This window comes from Tardiphaga alba, assembly GCF_018279705.1.
Classification (GTDB): Bacteria; Pseudomonadota; Alphaproteobacteria; order Rhizobiales; family Xanthobacteraceae; genus Tardiphaga; species Tardiphaga alba.
This window is the reverse complement of the sequence record NZ_CP036498.1, coordinates 5,153,901-5,175,803: the sequence shown is the minus strand read 5'-3', so window position 1 is coordinate 5,175,803 and position 21,903 is coordinate 5,153,901. Positions and strand designations below refer to the sequence as shown.

Genomic DNA, 21,903 nt, shown 5'->3' with positions numbered 1-21,903 from the left:
TTTTACCTTGCTATAATGGTCGCTCGCTGGTTTATACTAAACTGCCGGTTTGGTATAAACCTTCGGGTGGAGTTTAAACTCTTTGGACAAAGCGGTCTTCCAGCGCTCGCCCTCAGGCGGCCTTGCTTCCACCCTGAACGGGCAGTGGGGTTTCGTTCCCCATCCGTTGCCGCCGCAGGTGGATACCAGTTCGTTCATGATGCCTCTGGTTAACGCGACCCAGGCACTGGGCGAGCTCAACGGCATCCTGCGGACGCTGGCTGACCCCTATATTTTGATCCAGCCGCTGCAGGCGCGAGAGGCGCTGACGTCCTCCAGCATGGAGGGGACATACACGACGGTCGATGCTCTACTGCTTGCCGAAGCCGGTTTCGGCGAAGGAGAAGCCCAGAGCGGCGACACCCGCGAGGTCTTCAATTATTCCGTTGCGCTTCGGAAGGCTGTTGCCAGCCTCGACGAGCTACCCCTTTCACTGCGTACGATCCGCAATGCGCATATGGACCTGCTGCGCGGCGTAACGCGTGCGCGTGGCGCGAATATTCAGGCAGGAGAGTTCAAGCAGCAGCAAAACTGGATCGGCGCTGCGGCGATCGAAGCCGCGCGTTTTGTGCCTACGCCGCCAGCCGAAACCTTGCGGTGTCTCGATCAGCTAGAAAACTATCTACAGCGCGAGAGCCGCGATCAGGCGCCGGCGCTGCTGGATGCAGCGCTTATGCACTACCAGTTCGAGGCGATACATCCGTTCGCCGATGGTAATGGCCGTGTCGGGCGCATCCTGATTCCTGTGATGCTGTATGAGCGCAAAGCGCTTAGCCATCCCGCGTTGTTCCTCAGTCGCGCGCTTGAGGAACGCAAGGATGAGTATATCGACCGGATGTTCGAGGTGTCGCGATCTGGCGACTGGTCCGGATGGATCACTTTTTTCATGGATATCGTCATGCAGACCTGTCGCGACACCATCGCAACCGCGGACAGGCTGTTGTTGATGCGTGAACAATATCGTAGCCGGCTGCAGGAGGCAGGACGTTCCGCACTGCTGCTCTCGACGGTCGATCGCCTCTTCATTCATCCGGTGTTTTCGACGCCGCAACTCGCCGAATATCTCTCCGTCACCTATCCCGCCGCGCAAAAGCATCTTAATACGCTGCTGCGGCTGAACATCGTCGAGGAAATCGAGGGCACGTCCTATCCGAAATACTTCGCTGCCCGCGAAATCCTGAACGTGATTACTGGACAATCCTGATGCCCGATCTTCTCCTCGAACTGTTCTCCGAAGAAATCCCCGCCCGCATGCAGGCCAAGGCCGCGGAGGACCTGCGCCGCATGGTCACCGACAAGCTCGTCGATGCCGGCCTCGTCTATGAAGGCGCCAAGGCCTTCGCGACGCCGCGTCGCCTCGCGCTGACGGTGCATGGCATTCCCGCGCGCCAGCCCGATCTCAAGCAGGAGCGCAAGGGCCCGCGCGTCGGCGGCGCCGAGGCCGCGATTGCGGGCTTCCTGAAAGCCACCGGTCTCAATTCCATCGACGAGGCAAAAATCCAGCGCGATCCCAAGGGCGATTTCTACATCGCGCTCACCGAGAAGCCGGGCAAGCCGGCCATCGATATGCTGGCCGAAATCCTGCCGATGGTGATCCGCACCTTCCCGTGGCCGAAGCAGATGCGCTGGGGCGAGGCGTCGATCAAGTCGAGCGCGCTGACCTGGGTGCGTCCGCTGCATTCCATCGTCGCCACCTTCGGCATCGAGACCGAAGAGCCGGAGATCGTCAAATTCGATCTGCCCGGCGTCAGCATCGGCCAGACCACGCGTGGCCATCGCTTCCTCGCCCCCGGCGAGATCGAGGTGCGCCGCTTCGACGATTATGTCGCAAAACTGCAGCAGGCCAAGGTCGTGCTTGATCCCGAACGCCGCAAGGAGATCATTCTCGCCGACGCGCGCCAGCTGACTTTCGCGCAGGGGTTTGAGCTGGTCGAGGACGCCGCATTGATAGAAGAGGTGTCGGGCCTGGTCGAATGGCCGGTGGTGCTGATGGGCTCGTTCGATGCGGACTTCCTGTCGATCCCCGACGAGGTGATCCGCGCCACCATCCGCGCCAACCAGAAGTGTTTTGTGGTGCGCGATCCCAAGACGGGCAAGCTCACCAACAAGTTCATCCTCACGGCGAATATCGAAGCGAGTGATGGCGGCGCCGCCATCATCGCCGGCAACGAACGCGTCATCCGCGCGCGCCTGTCGGATGCAAAATTCTTCTACGACACCGACCTGAAGACGAAGCTGGAAGCCCGGCTGCCGAAATTCGATCAGATCGTGTTTCATGAAAAGCTGGGCACGCAGGCAGAGCGCATCAAGCGCATCGAGCGACTGGCCGGCGAGATCGCACCGCTGGTCGGCGCCGATCCTGCGAAGACGAAGCGTGCGGCTCAGTTGGCCAAGGCGGATTTGCTGACGGAAGTCGTCGGCGAATTCCCCGAATTGCAGGGGCTGATGGGCAAGTATTACGCGCTGGCGCAGGGCGAAGATGCGTCGGTCGCGGCTGCGAGTGAAGATCACTGGAAGCCGCAGGGGGCGGGTGACAGCGTGCCGAACGATCCCATCAGCATTGCTGTGGGCCTCGCCGACAAGCTCGATACGCTCACCAGCTTCTGGGCGATGGATGAAAAGCCGACCGGTTCGAAGGATCCGTTCGCGCTGCGTCGCGCAGCGCTCGGCGTGATCCGCCTCTTGCTGGAGAACAATCTTCGCCTCTCGATGACCAAGGCTTCGCAGTCTGGCGTGGAGGGATTGCTCGCGACCAGCACAGGCAAGACCTTTGCTGATACCCAGAAGGTACCAGTCGATCTCCTCGCCTTCTTCGCCGATCGCCTCAAGGTCCAGCTCCGCGATCAGGGCGCGCGTCACGATCTCGTCGATGCCGTGTTTGCGCTCGGTGGCCAGGACGATCTGTTGATGGTGGTTCGCCGCGTCGAGGCGCTCGGCAAATTCCTCGACAGCGACGACGGCAAGAACCTGCTCGCCGGCACCAAGCGTGCGAACAACATCCTCACCATCGAGGAGAAGAAGGACAAGCGGACTTTTGACGGCGCGCCGGATGCTGCGCTGTTCAAGCTCGATGAGGAAAAGGCATTGGCCAAGGCCATCGCCGAGGTCGGGCCGGAAGCGAGCGCCGCAGTGGCCAAGGAAGATTTTGCCGGCGCCATGGCGGCGATGGCCAAATTGCGCCCGGCGGTGGATGCGTTCTTCGACAAGGTGAAGGTGAATGACGACGACGCGGCCGTCCGCGAAAATCGCCTGAAGCTCTTGAACGAGATCCGCGCCGCCACGCGTGCGGTGGCGGATTTCTCGAAGATACAGGATTGAGCCTGTAGCCCGGATGGAGCGAAGCGCCATCCGGGGACCGGCGACATGCGGCACGCCTGAATCCCGGATTGCGCTGCGCTCCATCCGGGCTACGGATGCGGCGTGTTTGGGAAATATCCCGACACCATCCGCAACATTAACACTCCCTTAACCATCCCCTGAAAAGGTCCGGTTCCATCAACGGTTTATTAACCGTCCCATGGGGCGCGCCTGTTCATGACTTCGGTCAATTCCACCCTCAATCCCTACGCCAATTACGGCTCGGCCTATGCCCGCGCGGCCGCGATTGCGCCGCCGTCCTTGGCCAATGCGCTCAATGCCAATGAGAGCGCCACCACGTCTTCGGCCGCGACCAATCTCACGCTGTCGGATGCCGCGCGTGCGCAGCTCGCGGCGTCCGGCGATACCAAGAGCATTGCGAGCGTCATCGCCGATGCGCGCAGCACGCTGACCGGCCTGTATACGGCGGCCAAGGTCACCGGCCCCTATGATGCAAGCGGCAAGCTCACCGTCGATCTCGCCTCGCTCGATCGCCGCGCGCTATTTGCGGTCTCCACCAATAATGGCGGCAGCTTCACGCCCGACGAGCAGAAGGCCGCCGGTGCCGAACTCACCAGCCGCTTAAACGCGGCACTGGCGCCTGCCGCCGGCACTGCAAAGCTCACCGGCAACTTCGCCGGTCTTTATAAGGCCGCCGCCGATTATCTCGATGCCGCCGGGCCTGAAGAAAAGGCCACGGCGCTGTGGGCCGCGCAGCGCGAGGCCGTCGCCAAGGGCGCGCAGGCGACGACCCAGACGCCGGACAAGGCGCCGTCGGGCATCGCCAACGATCCCGTCGCTGCCTTTCTCGCGCAGCCGGATAGCGCACAGCCGGTGAAGAGCATCGGCGACGTCGCCAAAGCCGTGCGCGCCGCGCTGGATGCGCAGGCCAAGGCGGCGCAGGATGCAGGCAAGGGCGAACTCGTCTACGACGCCGCGCGCAAGACGGGCCAGATGGCCGATCTCTCCAGCATCGACAATCGCTCGCTGTCGGCGATGTCGCTCAATCAGGATGGATTGTTCTCGCAGGAAGAGAGCTTTGCGGCCAAGCAGACGCTCAATGCGCGTAATCGCGCGGCGATCCTCGACGCGTTGCAGGCCAGCCAGAAGAGTGGCGATCCCGCGCAGCTCAGTCTCGGCATTCTCAATGTCTATTCCGGCATGAGCGCCGAGGAGCGCACGGCCTCGAACTGGACACCAGCCTTCCGCGACAATGCGGTGGCGGCATACAAGTCGACGAATAATATTCTGTCGATGCTGAAGGGCTGAAGTGAATGAGGAGCGTGCGGCTCCCCCTCACCCGGATCGCAAGGGCGATCCGACCTCTCCCCGGCGGGGAGAGGTGAAGAAAGAGCGTCTCATCTAATCAAGAGCGTTGTCGCAGCGGCGACGCTCGGATCACCTCTCCCCACCGGGGAGAGGTCGCCGCGTCTTCGCGGCGGGTGAGGGGGCGTTTCCCCAAAACAAAAAGCCCCGCCCGGCAGGGGAGCACCGGGGCGGGGCTTCTTCGCCCGGTCGCTCATCACAAGCGCCCGAACGAATGGGAATCGGTGATCGACCTTAATCGATCACCTGCACGATACGGCGCGAGCGCGGCTCGACCAGCACCGTCTGTCCGTTCACCACTGTGTAGCGATAGGGCGTCTGCGCCACCGATTGCGGTACGTCGTAATAGGTCACGCCGGCTTCCGGCAGGGTGGTGCCGACCACGATGCGATCCGGCACCGTGAAGGTGGGCACGCGCTCGCGCACCACATATTCGCGGAAGGCCGGGCGTTCGGACACGGTGATGCCATCGGGATCGTTCTGATCGACGATCACCCGGTCACCGCCTGAGACGCCGACCGTGACACCCTGGGCCTGTGCGGCCAGCGGGGCACCGAACGCGCCGATCAGCGCGGCTGCTGCAATCAGTTTGTTACGCATGGTCATCTCCTTCATGAACGATCTCCGGCTTGCTGCGCCGGCAATGCCATCCAGCCATTGTTGTGATTTCCACCGTCGGCCAATGCCTGCCGCAGGCGATCGTTCCGGAATTTTTGGGGACACTCTGCCGGTTTTTGATGCATTGCAGCGATGCAACCGGGAACCCATTGATGCCCGGTGCGTCTTCATGCTGCTACTCCCCGGCGGCGCGCAGGGCGCCGAATCGCATCACCGCATCGGAGATCCCCATGACCATCACGGCAGCCCACATCCAGCCGATCGTCGCGCTCATCGCTGGTGTCCTGATTCTGATCATGCCGCGACTGCTGAACTTCATCGTCGCGATCTATCTGATCGTCATCGGCCTGGTCGGTCTCGGCGTCTTCAAGCTGCTGAAAATCGGCTAATTTCTGACACTCAATTCCGTAACAAGCTACCGGCACCGTCGCTTGCACCACATCGCCTAAACGTGGTGTAAGGCGGTTCCTTCCCGTCTCCATCCTCTCGCCGGATCGATTGAGAACCATGGCCAAAACCGCATCGAAGTCCAAAAAGGCTGCCAAGCAGGCTGCCGCGAAGTCCAAGCCTGCAAAGGTGGCTGCAAAGGCCGCCAAGGCCGCGCCGCCCAAGAAGGCTGCGCCAGCAAAGAAGGCGGCGGCCAAGGTTGCCAAAAAGCCTGTCGCCAAGAAGGCGGTTGCAAAGGCGCCGGTGGCGAAGAAAGCGGTTGTGGCCAAAGCGTCTGCCAGCAAGGCGCCGGCCAAGGCTGTGGCCAAGAAGGTCGCCGCCAAGCCGACCGATCTCGGCAAGGTCGGCAAGTGGGTCTATTCGTTCGGTGGCGGCAAGTCCGAGGGCAAGTCGGACATGCGCAACCTGCTCGGCGGCAAGGGTGCGAACCTCGCCGAAATGGCGAATCTCGGTTTGCCCGTGCCTCCCGGCTTCACCATCCCGACCTCGGTCTGCACCTATTACTACGACAACAAGAACAGCTATCCGAAAGAGCTGAAGGCGCAGGTCGAGAAGGCGCTGGACGCCGTCGGCAAGATCACCAAGAAGACCTTTGGCGATAACAAGAACCCGCTGCTGGTCTCGGTGCGCTCGGGCGCCCGCGCCTCGATGCCGGGCATGATGGACACGGTCCTCAATCTCGGCCTCAACGACGTCACCGTCGAAGCGCTGGCCGAGCTCGCCGGCGACAAGCGCTTTGCCTATGACAGCTATCGCCGCTTCATCACCATGTATTCGGACGTGGTGCTCGGCTTCGATCACCACCACTTCGAAGAAATTCTCGACACCTACAAGGACAACAAGGGCTACTCGCTCGACACCGATCTCGATGGTGATGACTGGGTCCACCTTGTCGGCAAATACAAGGAAGCCGTCGCTCGCGAGACCGGCAGCGATTTCCCGCAGGATCCGCATGCGCAGCTGTGGGGCGCCATCGGCGCCGTGTTCTCCTCATGGATGAACCAGCGCGCGATCACCTATCGCCGCCTGCATGACATTCCGGAGAGCTGGGGCACCGCCGTCAACGTGCAGGCCATGGTGTTCGGCAATATGGGCGACACCTCGGCGACGGGCGTCGCTTTCACGCGAAATCCGTCCACCGGCGAAAGCAAGCTGTATGGCGAATTCCTGATCAATGCGCAGGGCGAGGACGTCGTCGCCGGCATCCGCACCCCGCAAGACATCACCGAGGAAGCGCGCATCGAGTCGGGCTCCGACAAGGCGTCGATGGAATCGGCGATGCCGGAAGCCTTCAAGGAGCTGACCCGCATCTACAAGCAGCTCGAGAAGCACTACCGTGACATGCAGGATCTCGAATTCACGGTCGAGCAGAACAAGCTCTGGATGCTGCAGACCCGCAACGGCAAGCGCACCGCCAAGGCCTCGATCCGCATCGCGGTCGAACTCGCCAATGAAGGCGTGATCTCGCAGAAGGATGCCATCACCCGCATCGATCCCGCTGCACTCGATCAGCTGCTGCATCCGACCATCGATCCCTCGGCCGAGCGCGACGTGATCGCGACGGGCCTTCCGGCCTCGCCGGGCGCGGCGTCGGGCGAGATCGTGTTCTCGTCGGATGAAGCTGCCAAACTGCAGGCCGATGGCAAGAAGGTCATTCTGGTTCGTATCGAGACCTCGCCGGAAGACATCCATGGCATGCACGCCTCGGAAGGCATTCTCACCACCCGCGGTGGTATGACCTCGCATGCAGCGGTTGTCGCGCGCGGCATGGGCAAGCCCTGCGTCTCCGGCACCGGCGCCATCCGCGTCGATTACGGTCGCGGCACCATGACCATCGGCGGCCGCGTCTTCAAGGCGGGCGACATCATCACCATCGACGGCTCCACCGGTCAGGTGCTGGCCGGCCGCATGCCGATGATCGAGCCGGAACTGTCCGGCGAATTCGCCACCCTGATGAGCTGGGCCGACAAGGTTCGCAAGCTGAAGGTCCGCGTCAACGGCGACACGCCGGAAGATGCGCGCACCGCCATCAAATACGGCGCCGAAGGCGTCGGCCTGTGCCGCACCGAGCACATGTTCTTCGAAGAGACCCGCATCCGCACCGTGCGCGAGATGATTTTGGCGGAAGACGAGCAGGCCCGCCGCGCGGCGCTTGCCAAGCTTCTGCCGATGCAGCGCGCCGATTTCGTCGAGCTGTTCGAGATCATGCACGGCCTGCCGGTGACGATCCGCCTGCTCGATCCGCCGCTGCACGAATTCCTGCCGCACACCCAGGGCGAGATCGAGGAAGTGGCGCGCGTCATGAACGCCGATCCGCGCAAGCTCGCGGACCGTGCGCGCGAACTGTCCGAATTCAACCCGATGCTCGGCTTCCGCGGCGTGCGTCTGGCGATCGCCTATCCGGAAATCGCCGAGATGCAGGCCCGCGCGCTGTTCGAAGCGGCCATCGAAGCTGCCAAGCGCACCGGCGACGCCGTGGCGCTGGAAGTGATGGTGCCGCTGATCGTCGGCAAGGTGGAGTTCGACCTCATCAAGGCCCGCATCGACGCCACCGCGGAAGCCGTGCTCAAGGAGACCGGCGGCAAGCTGAACTACAGTGTCGGCACCATGATCGAACTGCCGCGCGCCTGTCTGCTTGCCGGCGAGATCGCCGAGACCGCGGAGTTCTTCTCCTTCGGCACCAACGATCTCACCCAGACGACGTTCGGCATCAGCCGCGACGACGCCGCCAGCTTCCTCGGCACCTATATCGCCAAGGGCATTCTCGAGATCGACCCGTTCATCTCGGTGGACCGCAGCGGTGTCGGCGAACTCGTGAAGATCGGCGTCGCTCGCGGTCGCAAGACCCGTCCCAACATCAAGGTCGGCATCTGCGGCGAACACGGCGGCGATCCCGCCTCGGTGGCGTTCTGCCACCAGATCGGCCTCGATTACGTCTCGTGCTCGCCCTACCGCGTGCCGATCGCCCGCCTGGCCGCAGCACAAGCCGCCCTCGGCAAGGAAATCGCCAGCCAGGCGTAAGCAGGCTGGGAGTGAGTTTGAAACGGCCGGGCATTGCCCGGCCGTTTTTGTTTTGCGAAGGCGCGGATTTTTCCCTCCCCCAAGCGGCGAAGCCGCGCAGCGGGGAGGGTGGCGCGTAGCGCCGGGTGGGGTCTATCCACACGTGACGTCAGCGTTTGCGGAAGCACCCCACCCGTCTCAAAGCTCGCTGAACGCTCGCTTTTCGCCACCCTCCCCACGGCGCGGCTTCGCCGCTTGGGGAGGGAGAAGAGCGCACCGCCTCGATTTTGTTCCCATTTCGTTCTTGACAAAATTCCCATCTTCCGCCATATCCCTCTTGTCTTGTTCGCGAGGGGCGCTCTCATGAGGCGTCTTTGGGCGGAACATAGATGCGGCGCCTGCGGGTGGGGACCACGTATCCCTCACACTCGGGTCGTCGAAGGTCGCCGTCCGGGCCCACTACGGGGCTCTGCCGCTAGTGCGGCTGGACGCGGTGCGGGTGAAGGCGGAGAAATCCGTTGGATCGAGGTCCCCTTGAGGATCTGCCCAGTACCCGGAAGAACGGTCCTTCGACAGGAAAAACGTCGCGGTGGCACGCCGTAAGGCGTTGCGCTGCTCAGGTTTGCCGGCGATCCGGCAGGCAGGAGGAGCGTCAAGTTCCACCACGTGCGCCTTGCGGCGTGCCGCCTCCCCTCATGTCTTCGAGGGGAGAACTGCTCACACCTCGGACGCCACGGGCGCCGCGAGATTGCGAGCGCGTGGCTGCTCGCCGGATGAAGCCATGATGACCGCAATCATTCGCCTGAAGCAGGGCGCGCATGCAGCGCCGGCTTGATTTGTCGCAAATCGAGCGTCGCCGTTTGCCGGGATGATCCTGCTCTCGATGTTCAAACAGGAGCAGCATCATGCCGAAGATGAAGGCCGCGATATTCGTCGAACCCGGACGCATCGTCCTCGACGACAAGCCGATCCCCGATGTCGGTCCGCTCGATGCGCTGGTGCGCGTCACCACGACCACGATCTGCGGCACGGACGTGCATATCCTCAAAGGCGAATATCCCGTCGCCAAGGGGCTCACGGTCGGTCACGAGCCGGTCGGCATCATCGAGAAGCTCGGGAGCGCGGTGACCGGCTATGAAGAAGGCCAGCGCGTCATTGCCGGCGCGATCACGCCGAGCGGCCACAGCTATGCCTGTCTGTGCGGATGCTCGTCGCAGGACGGCGCCGGCACCAAACACGGTTTCAAGGCGACGGGCGGCTGGCGCTTCGGCAACACCATCGATGGCGCGCAGGCCGAATACATTCTGGTGCCCGATGCGATGGCCAATCTCAGTCCGGTGCCCGATGGCCTGACGGACGAACAGGTGCTGATGTGCCCCGACATCATGTCCACCGGATTCTCCGGCGCGGAACGCGGCGGCATCAGGATCGGCGACACCGTGGTGGTGTTCGCGCTCGGCCCGATCGGCCTCTGCGCGGTGGCCGGCGCGAAGCTGATGGGCGCCACCACGATTATCGGCGTCGATACGGTGCCGGCGCGGATCGAGGTCGCCAAACGTCTCGGCGCCGATCTGGTGGTGGATTTCAAGAATGGCGATCCCGCGCAGCAGATCATGGAACTCACCGACGGCCGCGGCGTCGATGTCGCCATCGAGGCGCTGGGCACGCAGAGCACGTTCGAGTCGGCGTTGCGGTCGCTGCGTCCGGGCGGCACGCTGAGCAGCCTCGGTGTCTATTCGACGGATCTCACGATTCCGCTGAGCGCATTTTCCGCAGGCCTCGGCGACAACAGCATCGTCACCACGCTGTGTCCGGGCGGCAAGGACCGGATGCGGCGGCTGATGAATGTGGTCGGTTCCGGCCGCGTCGATCTGCGCCCGCTGGTGACGCATCACTACAAGCTCGACGATATCGAACAGGCCTATGACCTGTTCGCGCACCAGCGCGATGGCGTGTTGAAAGTGGCCATCACGCCATAGCGGTGATGCTCGGCTTTTCCCTCCCGGAGCGAAGCGACTGGGGAGGGTGGATTAAAGCGAGCGTTCAGCGAGCTTTGAGACGGGTGGGGTCTATCCCCACGTGACATCGGAGTTTGTGGAGACACCCCACCCGTCACTCGCCATAACGAAGCTTCGCTTCGTCAGGCTCGTGCCACCCTCCCCATTCGCTTCGCTCCGGGGAGGGAGAAGAATGCTCACCATTTTTTCTTCATCACATTCGTCAACACAATCTTCACCACTCTCGTTACGTCGCGGTTTACTGCGTTGATTGAATGCAGCACGCGCATCAAAGCACCACTTGCATGTGGTTTCGCGGCATCGCCGATTAACCCCGCAGCAACTTTGATTGCTTACTAACGAAACAGATCGAAATGTACGGATGTGCAGATCACAGCCGCACAGTTCGATGCTGGTGTAAGCGTTGCGTGAGCGTATCGATGTTAGTACTGCGTAACGGGCCGAAGGGCACGCGTCGCGTGTTCTTCGGCCTCGGTCTCTGCATCTTTGCACTGGCCCCGAAAGAATCCGGTTATCAGGATATCGCCTCGCTGCTGGCACGGCAGCCGGGCGTGACTGAACGCTGGCAGCAGCGTGTGTCGGCGACCGCGGTCAATTCGATCCAGGTTGCGACCTTCTCGTTCGGTCGTCCGATCGGCACCGCATCGCGCCCGACGCTTCAGCTCGCCAGCTTCGACAATGCCGACATCACCGGTGCGATCCCGCGCAATCCGCTCATGCAGGCGCCGCGCCGCTATGAAGCGTCCGATTTCCCCAAGGTCGATCGCACCCTGAAAGGCGATCGCCTGGCTTTGCGGTCGCCCGATCTGCCGCAGGACGAACCGTTGTCGGAGCCACTCGACGACAACAGTTCGGTGATGGGTGCCAAGATCACTGACGCGCTGCCGTCGTTGCGGCATGCGCCGCTCGATCCGGAACTCGACGAGGCGCTGCATGCCGCGCCGCTCGCGCAATATGATGGTTCGTCGGCCGTGCAGCCGGCCGAGGATGCGACGGCTGAGACGGCCGTGATCCCGGTGGAGCGCGCGCCGTCGAAGGACGGCTTCTCGGTCAAGACCGCCAGCCTGTTCTTCGGCGCGTCGTCGCTGGGATCGTCCGCCGAGACGATGGAACAGTGGCAGCCCGGCGAAGAGCCGATGATCGTCACGCCCGGCGTCGCTCCGGTTGCCGATCCCGACATGAAGAAGACGGCGATGCTGCCGTTGCCGGCCGACAAGCTCAGTGCCGGCGAAAGCGTCGCCAGCAAGGGCGAGGTCAACAACGTCTATCACGGCAAGACGCCGGCCGAACGTCTCGGTCTCACGGGCGCCGCCCGCGCCAAGCAGGAAAAGTGCCTTGCCGAGGCCGTCTATTTCGAAGCCCGCGGCGAAGCCGTGCGCGGCCAGATCGCGGTGGCGCAGGTGGTGATGAACCGCGCCTTCTCAGGCTTCTATCCGACCACGCCCTGCGGCGTCGTCTATCAGAACAAGCATCGCAAGCTGGCCTGCCAGTTCACTTTCGCCTGCGACGGTATTCCGGACGTGGTGCGCGAGCCTGATATGTGGGAGCGCGCCCGCAAGATCGCGGCCGCGACGCTGGACGGCCGGTTGTGGCTGCCGGAAGTCGGCAAGTCCACGCATTACCACGCCTATTGGGTGCATCCGTCCTGGGTGCGCGAGATGAAGAAGATGTACAAGACCGGCGTCCACTCCTTCTATCGCCCGCGCAAATGGGGCGACGGCAGCGACGCGCCGAGCTGGGGCACGCCGGCGCTGACCGCGGAAATCTCCAAGAAGCTGGCCGAGAACAAGCCGTAAGACCCGTTTACCTCTACCTCCAAGCCGACCAAAGAGCGATGCCATGCCCGGCATCGCTCTTCATCGTTTGAGTGCCGCTCGACCTGTCATCCCCGCGAAAGCGGGGATCCAGTCGTAGGGCGGATGACGCTCCGCTCATCCGCCCTACAGCTTGTGTCTGCCCGCAATCCTGATCCGCACGAATATCAACCGAACGGTGGTTGGATTTTCATGCCTGTGCATTTATCTGTCCCGGACGATCCGGGACTGCAGGGGGAAAACGACATGGCGGCTATCGACAGTACATCGCGCTCCGGCCCGGGTTGGCGGACGCCGCTGGTGATCATCATCTGCGGATCGCTGATCGGCATGCTGACTTTCGGCCCGCGCTCCACGGTCGGTTTCTTCATGCAGCCCTTCAGCCAGGAATTCGGCTGGGGGCGTGACGTCTTCGCGCTCGCTTTCGCCGTCCAGAACCTGCTCTGGGGTATCGGCCAGCCCTTTGCCGGCGCGGTCGCCGACAAGTTCGGCAGCGTGCGCGTGATTGCCGTCGGCGCTTTTCTCTATGCGCTCGGCCTCATCGTGATGCGCTATTCGTCGACGCCGTTCGAACTCAATATCGGTGCCGGGCTTCTGATCGGCTTCGGGCTGTCAGGCTGTTCGTTCAATCTGGTGCTGGCCGCTTTCGGCAAGCTGCTGCCGCCGGAATGGCGCGGCATCGCGCTGGGCGCGGGCACCGCCGCCGGCTCGTTCGGTCAGTTCATCTTCGCGCCGTTCACGGTGGCGATGATCGACAATACCGGCTGGCAGGCGACGCTGACGACCTTCGGCATCCTGATGCTGTTCGTCATCCCGCTCGCGCTGGTGCTGGCCACGCCGAAGGCGGAATCGAATGCGGCATCACCGGTCCAGGAGCAGTCCTTCAAGGCAGCGCTCACCGAAGCGTTTGGCCATCGCTCCTATGTGCTGCTGGTGATCGGCTTCTTCACCTGCGGCTTCCAACTTGCCTTCATCACCATGCATCTGCCCGCCTATCTCATCGATCGCGGATTGCCAGCGGCGGTGGGCGGCTGGGTCATCGCGATCATCGGCCTGTTCAACATCATCGGCTCGCTGACGGTCGGCTATGTGCAGGGCAAGCTGCCGAAGCGCTATATTCTGTCCTTCATCTATTTCACCCGCGCACTGGCGACGGTGGCCTTCATCATGCTGCCGCTGACGACCACGTCGGCGCTGGTGTTCGGCGCCATCAGCGGTCTCGCCTGGCTTTCCACGGTGCCTCCGACATCGAGCCTGGTGTCGCTGATGTTCGGCACCCGCTGGCTGGCGACGCTGTATGGCTTCGCCTTCTTCAGCCATCAGGTCGGCGGATTCCTGGGCGCCTGGCTCGGCGGCATCGTGTTCGACAAGTTCGGCTCCTACACGCCGATCTGGTGGCTGTCGGTGCTGTTCGGCGTGCTGTCGGCGCTGATCAATCTGCCGATCGTGGAAAGGCCGGTAGACCGCACGGTCGCGCAACCGGCGTGATGGGCATGGGTCGGCGTTGACACGCCGACCTCTCGCGATGAAACTGACAAAGGCCGCTCCAACCGGGGCGGCCTTTCGTTCTCAGGGCGGGGTGAAAATCCCCACCGGCGGTAATCGGGCGCAAGTCCGGGAGCCCGCGAGCGCCTGACGGTTATGCCGTCAGGGTCAGCAGATCCGGTGCGATGCCGGAGCCGACGGTCATAGTCCGGATGAAAGAGAACGGGTATGCGCAGGGAATCCGCCGCAGGCGGAGGCTCGGCGTGTGACCGTACGTCCTGATTCTGGTCTCAACCTTTGAGGACATCCATGAATCAGCCTGTGACAAACTTCAAAACCTCTTCACGTCTCGAACTCCCATCATCGGGTGGCCGCATCGCCTTCATTCAGGCGTGCTGGCACAAGGACATTGTCGATCAGTGCCGGATCGGCTTCGTCGCCGAACTCGCCCGACGCGGTGTCGGCGATGACCACGTCGATTTTTTCGAAGTGCCCGGCGCCTTCGAAATTCCGCTGCAGGCAAAACTGCTGGCACGCACCGGACGTTATGCGGCCATCGTCGCGACGGCACTGGTCGTCGATGGTGGCATCTATCGTCACGAATTCGTCTGCGACGCCGTCATCAACGGCCTGATGCGGGTGCAACTCGACACGGACGTGCCGGTGCTCTCGGCAGTCCTGACGCCGCAGCACTTCCACGAACATGCCGAGCATCTTCGCTTTTTCCGCGAGCATTTCGTGGTGAAGGGTACGGAGGCCGCGAGTGCCTGCGCTGCGACGATCGCCAATGTTGCAGTGGCCCGAAAACTGGCGGCCTGATTGTATGCCATGCCGTAGCGGCTGGTCAGGGCTGCAAGGCCTCTGTCCGGCCGTTGCGGGTGGCGTTTCTCGATGCGCCGCGGCATAACAGGCCAACACAATTTCAGAAGACATACGGGAGTGACGAGTGACGACGTTCAAGGCTGTCCGGATTGAGAAGGCGGAAAAGGGAACCACGGCTGCGCTGACGCAGTTCGACGAGGCGGAATTGATGGATGGTGACGTCACCGTCCGCGTCGAGTGGTCCACGCTGAATTACAAGGACGGCCTGGCGCTCACCGGCAAGTCACCGGTGGTGCGACGTTTCCCGATGATCGCCGGCATCGATTTCGCCGGCACGGTTGAATCCTCCACCAATCCGAACTGGAAGCCCGGCGACAAGGTGATCGGCAATGGCTGGGGCATGGGCGAAACCCATCTCGGCGCCTATGCCGAGAAAGCCCGGGTCAAAGGTGACTGGCTGGTGCGCCTGCCGGACGGCATGAGCGCACGGGACGCGATGGCGATCGGCACGGCCGGTTACACCGCCATGCTGTCGGTGCTGGCGCTGGAAAATCACGGCCTCAAGCCGGCCGATGGCCCCGTCGTCGTCACCGGCGCGGCCGGCGGCGTCGGTTCGGTGGCCATCGCCGTGCTGTCGAAGCTCGGCTACCACGTCATCGCCTCCACTGGCCGGACCTCGGAAGAGGGCTACCTCAAGGGCCTCGGCGCGGCGGAAATCATCGACCGCAACGAGCTCTCCGCTCCGGGCAAGCCGCTCGGGAAAGAGCGCTGGGCGGGCGGCGTTGACAGCGTCGGTTCGACCACCCTGGCGAACCTGCTGGCGTCTACAAAATATCGCGGCGCCATCGCTGCCTGCGGCCTGGCCGGGGCATGGACCTGCCATCTTCGGTTGCGCCTTTCATTTTGCGCGGCGTGTGTCTTCTCGGTATCGATTCCGTCATGTGCCCGATCGACCTGCGCAAACAGGCCTGGGCGCGGTTGTCCACCGATCTGGATGCAGCGAAACTGTCTGAAATCACTCAGGAAATCGCCCTCGACGAGGTAATCGACGCCGGCGCCAAGGTGCTGGCCGGGCAGGTCCGCGGGCGAATCGTGGTAAAGATCGGCTAAACCACGTTCAGACTTTACCAACCATCGTGCTCCATTGTTGCCGCAGTTAGTATGGTAAGCAGCGGGTAAAGACATCTGGCGGTCACACGTTGTGATCATCCGCGCTCGGTTGTTTCGGAGTATCCCATGGTTGCGCGTTATGTGTTGGGGCGGTGCTTGCCACGACAGTGGCTGCACCGGCATTTGCCGGCCAGAAGATGAATGCCGAAGAGGCACGCAAGTTCGTCTCCGGCAGGGTCTTCGCATTTGCCTGTAACGACGGTACCCGCGGCGCAGGCCGCATCTTCGACGATGGCGGCGCTGCCGGCGCGGTGCAGTTCTCGGGCACTGCTGCTGCGCGCAACATGCGCGTGCCCGGCAACACGCTGCAGGTCCGCGGCCAGAACATCTGCGCCTCGCTGAAGGGCCTGCCCTTCGAGCCGTGCTTCGATCTCGAAAAGAAGGACGAGCGCAGCTTCCGCGGTTCGGTCACCGTGCTCGGCTTTACCGGCTATTGCGATTTCCGCCACCAGGGCCGCGGCCAGATGCTGATGGCGCGTTCGCTGTCGCAGCCCCGCACCATGCGCACCCGTTCCGCCGATGCATCGGCCGGCAATGACACCGTCGCTCGCGTCTCCACGCCCCGTGTCGAAAGCAGCAAGCTGGATCCGGTCGCCACCACCGGTGCGGTGAAGTCCGAACCGGCCAAGAGCGAGCCGATGGAACTGCGCAAATCGACGGACTGAGCGCGATCGGAGGTCTCTGGATTTTCGACGGCCCCGCATCGCGGGGCCGTTTTCGTTCGTAGCCCGGATGGAGCGCAGCGCAATCCGGGATTCAGCGCTTCCTCACATCGCCGGTCCCCGGATTTCGCTCCGCTCCATCCGGGCTACAGGCGCCTCACCACAGCGTGATCGCTGCAACGCACAATATCGATTGCAGACTAATCGATAGCATCCTATCTAATTATCCATGCCCCCACCAATGCACATGTGCAGGCCGAGCTTGGCCTGCTGGTCGCGCGTTTGGCCAGGGTCTGGCGCCGCAAGGCGGATCAGACCTTGTCGGCGCATGGACTGTCCGAAGCCACCGCGCATCCGCTGCTGATCCTGTCACGCGGCGGCCGCGAGAATGTGCGTCAGGGTGTGCTGGCGGAGGAGATGGGGATCGAAGGCCCGTCGGTCGTTCGTCTTATCGATCTGCTCGCCGCCGAAGGCCTGGTGGAGCGTCGCGAAGATCCGACCGATCGCCGCGCCAAGGTGCTGCATCTCACCGTGCTTGGCGCAGCCAAGGCTGACGAGATCAAGCGCGTCATGCGGCGAACGCGCGCCGAGCTGATGAAGGATATTTCGACCGACGAGCTGGCCATTGCCTTCGATGTGCTCAGCCGCATCGAGCAATCCGCCCATCGCCTTTACGCAGCAGCTCTGGAAGCGGACGCAGCGTCATGAGCACCGCAGCCGACCGGCTGCCGTTTCTCGAACGTCACGCCGACATCATCTTTTCCGTCAAGACTTTCATCGCCGCCATGATGGCGCTGATGATCGGCTTTGCCGCGGACCTGCCGCGACCCTATTGGGCGCTGGCGACCGTTTACATCACCTCGCAGCCGCTCGCTGGCGCCACGCGTTCCAAGGCGCTGTATCGCGTCATCGGCACGCTGATCGGCGCCGCGGCCAGCATCGCGCTGGTGCCGAACCTCGTGAACTCGCCGGAACTGCTCAGCCTCGCCATCGCGGCGTGGGTCGGCATCTGCCTCTATGTCTCGCTGCTCGATCGCACACCGCGCAGCTACATGTTCATGCTCGCCGGTTACACCTGCGCGTTGATCGCCTTTCCGTCGGTGTCCGAACCCGCGGCCATCTTCGATACGGCGATCGCGCGCAGCCAGGAGATCATCGTCGGCATCCTCTGCGCCACCGTCGTCTCCACGGTGCTGCTGCCGCGCAGCGTCGGCCCTGCGGTGTCGGCGCGGGTCGATAGCTGGCTCGCAGGTGCGCGCAAGCTGAGCCAGGACGTCCTTGCCGGGCGCAGCAAAGATGCTGCCGCGCGCGATCTCAGGCTCAAGCTCGCGGCGGATGCCGTCGATCTCGATGGCCTTGCCGATCATCTCGCTTTCGATCGTGCCTCCAGCCGTGAGACCCTGCATTGGATGCGCGCCTTGCGGGTCCGCATGCTCACCTTCCTGCCGACGCTGTCGTCGCTCGAGGATCGCATCGATGCGCTCGGAACGGATGCGCGGACCGCGCATCCGCAACTGACCGCGCTGATCGATGATGTCGCAAAATGGATCGGTGACAACGATCTCGAACGCGAGCCGGCGGACGGACTGCGCGAACGCATCGCTGCGCAACGCCCGGATCTGACGGCGTCATCGCCATGGGGCGACATCATCATTGCCAGCCTGCTGATGCGGTTGCGTGAACTCGTCGATATTTCCGCTGACTGCCGCATTCTCAATCAAGCTATTGCGCAAGGTGAACGTCCCGTCGGTGCGAAGCTGATTTTCCAGCCCGAAGGCGGCGTAGCGCCGGCGCGCTATCGCGATCCCGGCATGGCGCTGTGGTCGTCTGCAGGCGCCTTCATCACCATCCTGGTTTGCTGTGCGTTCTGGATATTGACCGGATGGACCGACGGCGCGACGGCACCGATGATGGCGGCGATCGGCTGTTCGTTCTTCGCCAATATGGATGACCCTTCGGTCGGCTTGCGTGACTTCGTCAAATGGACGCTGGTCGCCATGGTCATCATCGCGACCTATCTGTTCGCGATCCTGCCGGCCATCAGCAATGTCGAAGTGCTGGTCTTTGCGCTTGCGCCGTCATTCCTGATCTTCGGCTATCTGATCGCGCGGCCCGCGACATTCTTCATCGGCATGATGCTGGCAGCGAATACCGCGACCATGATGGCCTTGCAGGAAACCTATAGCGCGGATTTTGCGTCTTTCGCGAATTCCAGCATCGCCTTCTTCGTGGGAATGGAACTATCGGCGATCTCAATCCGCCTGATCCGGTCGGTCGGTTCGGAATGGAGCGTGCGTCGCTTGATGCGGCGCGGCTGGATTGCGATTGCGAAAGCTGCTGAAGGCCGCGGCAATCGTGACCGCGCCGCGTTTGCCGGTGTGATGCTCAACCGTATCGGCGTGCTGGCGCCGCGCCTGCTCGCGCTGAAGGGCTCCGATCTGCGCAAGATCGATAATCTGCGCGAACTGCGCGTTGGCCTGAACATCGTCGATCTCAGGCGTGCCCGGCATCATCTCTCCATGCGCACGCTCACTGCCATCGATGCGATGCTCGACGAACTTGCGGCGAGTTTCCGCAAACATGATGGCACGGCGATGCCGCAGGCACTGCTCTGTCGCGTCGATCACGCGATGGCGGCAGCCATCGATGACCGCGGCGCGGGCCGCACCGATGCGCTGATCGGTCTGGTCGGCATCCGCCGCGGCCTGTTCCCGGATGCGCCGGATTATCAACCTGAAACACCAGCCCATGTCGGGAGTGTTGCCGCATGAAATATCAGATCGATCTTTTCGGCGTGTTGCTGCCCTCGCTGATGCTCTGGCTCGTCATCACCTACGCCATTGGCGCGCTGCTGCGCCCGCTGCTCGAACGCGCTGGCGTCTATCGCTTTGTCTGGCATCGCGCCCTGTTTGACCTTGCCCTTTACGTCTGCCTGCTCGGCGGCGTTGTTTATGTCTCGTCTGGATTGTTGTCATGAAGACCATTGCTTCTCTCATTCACCGTTTCGCCGTCACCGCGCTGGCCGTCGTCGCTGCGCTCGCCGTCGGGCACTATCTCTGGGCCTATTACATGGATGCGCCCTGGACGCGTGATGGGCGCGTCCGCGCCGATGTCGTCACCGTCGCTCCGGATGTCTCCGGCTTCGCAACCGAGATTCTCGTCAAGGACAATCAGGTCGTGCATCGCGGTGACGTGCTGATGCGCATCGATCGTGCCCGTTTCGCGCTCGCCCTGCAGCAGGCCGATGCTGTCGTGGCTGGCCGCAAGGCGACACTGGAGCAGGCCGATCTCGACCTGAAGCGCTATAACGACCTGACGACGGCAGCGGTCTCGCAGCAGAAGAAGGAGCAGGTGGTCGCGACGCAGCAGCTTGCGCAGGCGTCCTATGATCAGGCGCTTGCCGATCGTGGTCTGGCGCAGCTCAATCTCGATCGCAGCGAAATCCGCGCGCCGGTGTCAGGCCGAATTTCCAACATGGACCTGCGGCCGGGCACTTATGTCACCGCCGGCAAGGGCGTGGTCGCGCTGGTGGATACGTCGAGCCTGCGCGTGGATGGCTATTTCGAGGAAACGAAACTGGCGCGCATCCATCCCGGCGATCCCGTCCGCATTCATCTGATGGGCGACAGCGAAGAACTTACGGGCCGCGTCGAAAGCATTGCCGCCGGCATCGAGGACCGTGACCGCGCGCAGGGCAGCAACCTGCTGGCCAATGTCACGCCGACCTTCAGCTGGGTGCGCCTGGCGCAGCGTGTCCCGGTGCGGATCACGCTGGACGCGATCCCGGATGGTGGCACATTGGTGGCCGGCCGGACCGCGACGGTGGAAATCCTGCCGCGCAAAGATACGACGGTCGCGAAGGCAAAATAAAAAAAACTCGTCATTGCGAGGAGCGTAGCGACGAAGCAATCCAGAAGCCGCACGAAGGAAGAGCTGGATTGCTTCGTCGCAAGGGCTCCTCGCAATGACGGTTGAGGCCTGTTTAGCTGTTGCCAGGTGCGAGCGCCGCGAAGCGAACGACATCGAACCGCGCGCGAATCTCGCGCGGTGTCGCGCCGAAGCGCTTCTTGAAGGTGCGGTTGAAATAAGAGAGATCGCCGAAGCCAACATCGAACGCGATGGCGCTCACCGCACGTTCGGTGCGGTTGCCATCGCGCAGCATGTGGAAGGCGCGTTCCAGCCGCCGCTCCAGCAGATAATCCGAAAATGTCCGGCCCTCGGCTTCGAACAGCTTCTGGAAGTAACGCGTCGTCACGCCATGGGTGGTGGCGAGCTGTTCCAGCGACAGGCTGGGCTGGCTCAGGCTGGCCTCGATATCGGCTTTCAGCGACAGCAGCGAGATGGTCGGCCGATCGTGCCGTTGTGTGGTCAGCCTGGCTGGTGCTTCGGCCTCGGCGATCATGGTGGCGACAAGGCCGCTCATATAGTCAATGGCAAGACCGGCAAGCGCCGCAGAATTCATCGGCAGCAGTCCGCGCATCACGGCAGCCGCGTAATGGCCGAGCGCGATGAGGCCGCCATTGTCGTGCGGGATATGCCGCATGCCGGTGCGCCCGTCGCGCGTCAGCAGCAGGCAGTCGATCCGGCTGACATCGTTCATCAGGAAGGTCGCAGCGCGGTTGGCGTCAAGGACGATCGCCTCCCGCTGCATGCATGTCTGGCGCTGGCCGTCCTGCTCGATCGTCACCAGTCCATCCGACGGACGAACGACCAGAACATCCTGGCGGGCACTTGCATCGGTCTCGCCGCTGTCGCGGATGTCCCAGCGCGGTGCCGGATCGAAGCATGACATCAGGCCGAGATGCGGCTGCATTTGCAGGATCGCTTTTGAATGGAACGGCGCTGAACGAAACGACCCGAGTGAATCGCGCTGCACGGACTTCCATGGCAATCGGGCTTCGAGCGGCTGGCGCAGATGGTCATCGATATCGTCGGCGACAAGCCAGAGCGGTACCAACGGACAGTCCGGCGCGGCCTCGATGCAGGAGGCCGAACGCAACTGATGCTGCTTTGCCACAGCACCGGGTCCAAATGGATTTGTTCGCTCCAGTCCGACTATCAAGTCCCCGAGTCCAAGTCTTGCGCGTGAGCCGTGCAGTATTGCTGCCGACGAAGATAGACGGATTGCGCAGGCGTAAGAAGCGT

The 21,903-nt window shown here is 63.0% G+C and carries 16 protein-coding genes, 1 pseudogene and 1 riboswitch; of the genes and pseudogenes, 15 read left to right on the top strand and 2 right to left on the bottom strand.

Annotated elements, in window-relative coordinates; all coding sequences use genetic code 11:
* The first annotated feature begins 82 nt into the window (after positions 1-82).
* The 3 genes from RPMA_RS24770 (at position 83) to RPMA_RS24760 (ending at position 4,665) form a co-directional block, all read left to right on the top strand.
* Positions 83-1,243, top strand: a complete 1,161-nt coding sequence (locus RPMA_RS24770) for a Fic family protein (protein WP_211910301.1) — start codon at positions 83-85, stop codon at positions 1,241-1,243.
* Positions 1,243-3,357, top strand: a complete 2,115-nt coding sequence (gene glyS, locus RPMA_RS24765; protein WP_211910300.1) for a glycine--tRNA ligase subunit beta — start codon at positions 1,243-1,245, stop codon at positions 3,355-3,357. The genes RPMA_RS24770 and glyS overlap by 1 nt, the downstream gene beginning before the upstream one ends.
* Before the next feature lie 216 nt (positions 3,358-3,573).
* A complete protein-coding gene (locus RPMA_RS24760) occupies positions 3,574-4,665 on the top strand; it encodes a hypothetical protein (protein WP_211910299.1) in 1,092 nt (363 codons plus the stop codon).
* 291 nt (positions 4,666-4,956) lie between these two features.
* On the opposite strand, the gene RPMA_RS24755 is transcribed toward RPMA_RS24760, so the two are convergent.
* On the bottom strand, positions 4,957-5,322 hold the full coding sequence (locus RPMA_RS24755) for a DUF1236 domain-containing protein (RefSeq protein WP_211910298.1): 366 nt from the start codon (positions 5,320-5,322) through the stop codon (positions 4,957-4,959).
* A 248-nt stretch (positions 5,323-5,570) separates the two neighbouring features.
* Between RPMA_RS24755 and RPMA_RS24750 the strand changes: the two genes are divergently transcribed.
* The 12 genes and pseudogenes from RPMA_RS24750 (at position 5,571) to RPMA_RS24695 (ending at position 20,628) form a co-directional block, all read left to right on the top strand.
* Complete coding sequence (locus RPMA_RS24750) at positions 5,571-5,729, top strand: DUF3096 domain-containing protein (RefSeq protein ID WP_211913813.1); 159 nt, start codon at positions 5,571-5,573, stop codon at positions 5,727-5,729.
* 118 nt (positions 5,730-5,847) lie between these two features.
* A complete protein-coding gene (ppdK, locus tag RPMA_RS24745) occupies positions 5,848-8,808 on the top strand; it encodes a pyruvate, phosphate dikinase (protein ID WP_211910297.1) in 2,961 nt (986 codons plus the stop codon).
* An 884-nt stretch (positions 8,809-9,692) separates the two neighbouring features.
* Positions 9,693-10,766, top strand: a complete 1,074-nt coding sequence (locus RPMA_RS24740; protein WP_211910296.1) for an NAD(P)-dependent alcohol dehydrogenase — start codon at positions 9,693-9,695, stop codon at positions 10,764-10,766.
* 458 nt (positions 10,767-11,224) lie between these two features.
* Positions 11,225-12,601: a cell wall hydrolase gene (locus tag RPMA_RS24735; protein ID WP_211910295.1), complete on the top strand. Its 1,377-nt coding sequence runs from the start codon at positions 11,225-11,227 to the stop codon at positions 12,599-12,601.
* A gap of 264 nt (positions 12,602-12,865) precedes the next feature.
* Positions 12,866-14,107 (top strand): MFS transporter, encoded by a 1,242-nt coding sequence (locus RPMA_RS24730; RefSeq protein WP_211910294.1) that lies wholly within the window; start codon positions 12,866-12,868, stop codon positions 14,105-14,107.
* 73 nt (positions 14,108-14,180) lie between these two features.
* Positions 14,181-14,332, top strand: a riboswitch (FMN riboswitch).
* 81 nt (positions 14,333-14,413) lie between these two features.
* Positions 14,414-14,923 carry a 6,7-dimethyl-8-ribityllumazine synthase gene (locus RPMA_RS24725; RefSeq protein ID WP_211910293.1) on the top strand — a complete coding sequence of 170 codons (510 nt, stop codon included), beginning with the start codon at positions 14,414-14,416 and terminating at the stop codon, positions 14,921-14,923.
* A gap of 127 nt (positions 14,924-15,050) precedes the next feature.
* A pseudogene (acuI, locus tag RPMA_RS24720) lies at positions 15,051-16,036 on the top strand (acrylyl-CoA reductase (NADPH)).
* A 197-nt stretch (positions 16,037-16,233) separates the two neighbouring features.
* On the top strand, positions 16,234-16,761 hold the full coding sequence (locus RPMA_RS24715) for a hypothetical protein (protein WP_249225758.1): 528 nt from the start codon (positions 16,234-16,236) through the stop codon (positions 16,759-16,761).
* Between the two features lie 246 nt (positions 16,762-17,007).
* Positions 17,008-17,466, top strand: a complete 459-nt coding sequence (locus RPMA_RS24710) for a MarR family winged helix-turn-helix transcriptional regulator (RefSeq protein WP_249225389.1) — start codon at positions 17,008-17,010, stop codon at positions 17,464-17,466.
* Positions 17,463-19,529 (top strand): FUSC family protein, encoded by a 2,067-nt coding sequence (locus RPMA_RS24705; protein WP_211910292.1) that lies wholly within the window; start codon positions 17,463-17,465, stop codon positions 19,527-19,529. The genes RPMA_RS24710 and RPMA_RS24705 overlap by 4 nt, the downstream gene beginning before the upstream one ends.
* On the top strand, positions 19,526-19,735 hold the full coding sequence (locus RPMA_RS24700) for a DUF1656 domain-containing protein (RefSeq protein ID WP_211910291.1): 210 nt from the start codon (positions 19,526-19,528) through the stop codon (positions 19,733-19,735). Before RPMA_RS24705 ends, RPMA_RS24700 begins: the two co-directional genes overlap by 4 nt.
* Positions 19,732-20,628, top strand: coding sequence for an efflux RND transporter periplasmic adaptor subunit (locus RPMA_RS24695; protein ID WP_211910290.1), 897 nt, complete (start codon positions 19,732-19,734; stop codon positions 20,626-20,628). Before RPMA_RS24700 ends, RPMA_RS24695 begins: the two co-directional genes overlap by 4 nt.
* 112 nt (positions 20,629-20,740) lie before the next feature.
* Here the strand turns inward: RPMA_RS24695 and RPMA_RS24690 are convergent, their stop codons facing one another.
* A complete protein-coding gene (locus tag RPMA_RS24690; RefSeq protein ID WP_249225387.1) occupies positions 20,741-21,775 on the bottom strand; it encodes a helix-turn-helix transcriptional regulator in 1,035 nt (344 codons plus the stop codon).
* Positions 21,776-21,903 lie beyond the last annotated feature (128 nt).

Coding starts and splice junctions, on each gene's coding strand:
- glyS (WP_211910300.1), top strand. CDS start 1,243: ATGCCCGATCTTCTCCTCGAACTGTTCTCCGAAGAAATCCCCGCCCGC.
- RPMA_RS24760 (WP_211910299.1), top strand. CDS start 3,574: ATGACTTCGGTCAATTCCACCCTCAATCCCTACGCCAATTACGGCTCG.
- RPMA_RS24755 (WP_211910298.1), bottom strand. CDS start 5,322: ATGCGTAACAAACTGATTGCAGCAGCCGCGCTGATCGGCGCGTTCGGT.
- RPMA_RS24750 (WP_211913813.1), top strand. CDS start 5,571: ATGACCATCACGGCAGCCCACATCCAGCCGATCGTCGCGCTCATCGCT.
- ppdK (WP_211910297.1), top strand. CDS start 5,848: ATGGCCAAAACCGCATCGAAGTCCAAAAAGGCTGCCAAGCAGGCTGCC.
- RPMA_RS24740 (WP_211910296.1), top strand. CDS start 9,693: ATGCCGAAGATGAAGGCCGCGATATTCGTCGAACCCGGACGCATCGTC.
- RPMA_RS24735 (WP_211910295.1), top strand. CDS start 11,225: ATGTTAGTACTGCGTAACGGGCCGAAGGGCACGCGTCGCGTGTTCTTC.
- RPMA_RS24730 (WP_211910294.1), top strand. CDS start 12,866: ATGGCGGCTATCGACAGTACATCGCGCTCCGGCCCGGGTTGGCGGACG.
- RPMA_RS24725 (WP_211910293.1), top strand. CDS start 14,414: ATGAATCAGCCTGTGACAAACTTCAAAACCTCTTCACGTCTCGAACTC.
- RPMA_RS24715 (WP_249225758.1), top strand. CDS start 16,234: ATGAATGCCGAAGAGGCACGCAAGTTCGTCTCCGGCAGGGTCTTCGCA.
- RPMA_RS24705 (WP_211910292.1), top strand. CDS start 17,463: ATGAGCACCGCAGCCGACCGGCTGCCGTTTCTCGAACGTCACGCCGAC.
- RPMA_RS24700 (WP_211910291.1), top strand. CDS start 19,526: ATGAAATATCAGATCGATCTTTTCGGCGTGTTGCTGCCCTCGCTGATG.
- RPMA_RS24695 (WP_211910290.1), top strand. CDS start 19,732: ATGAAGACCATTGCTTCTCTCATTCACCGTTTCGCCGTCACCGCGCTG.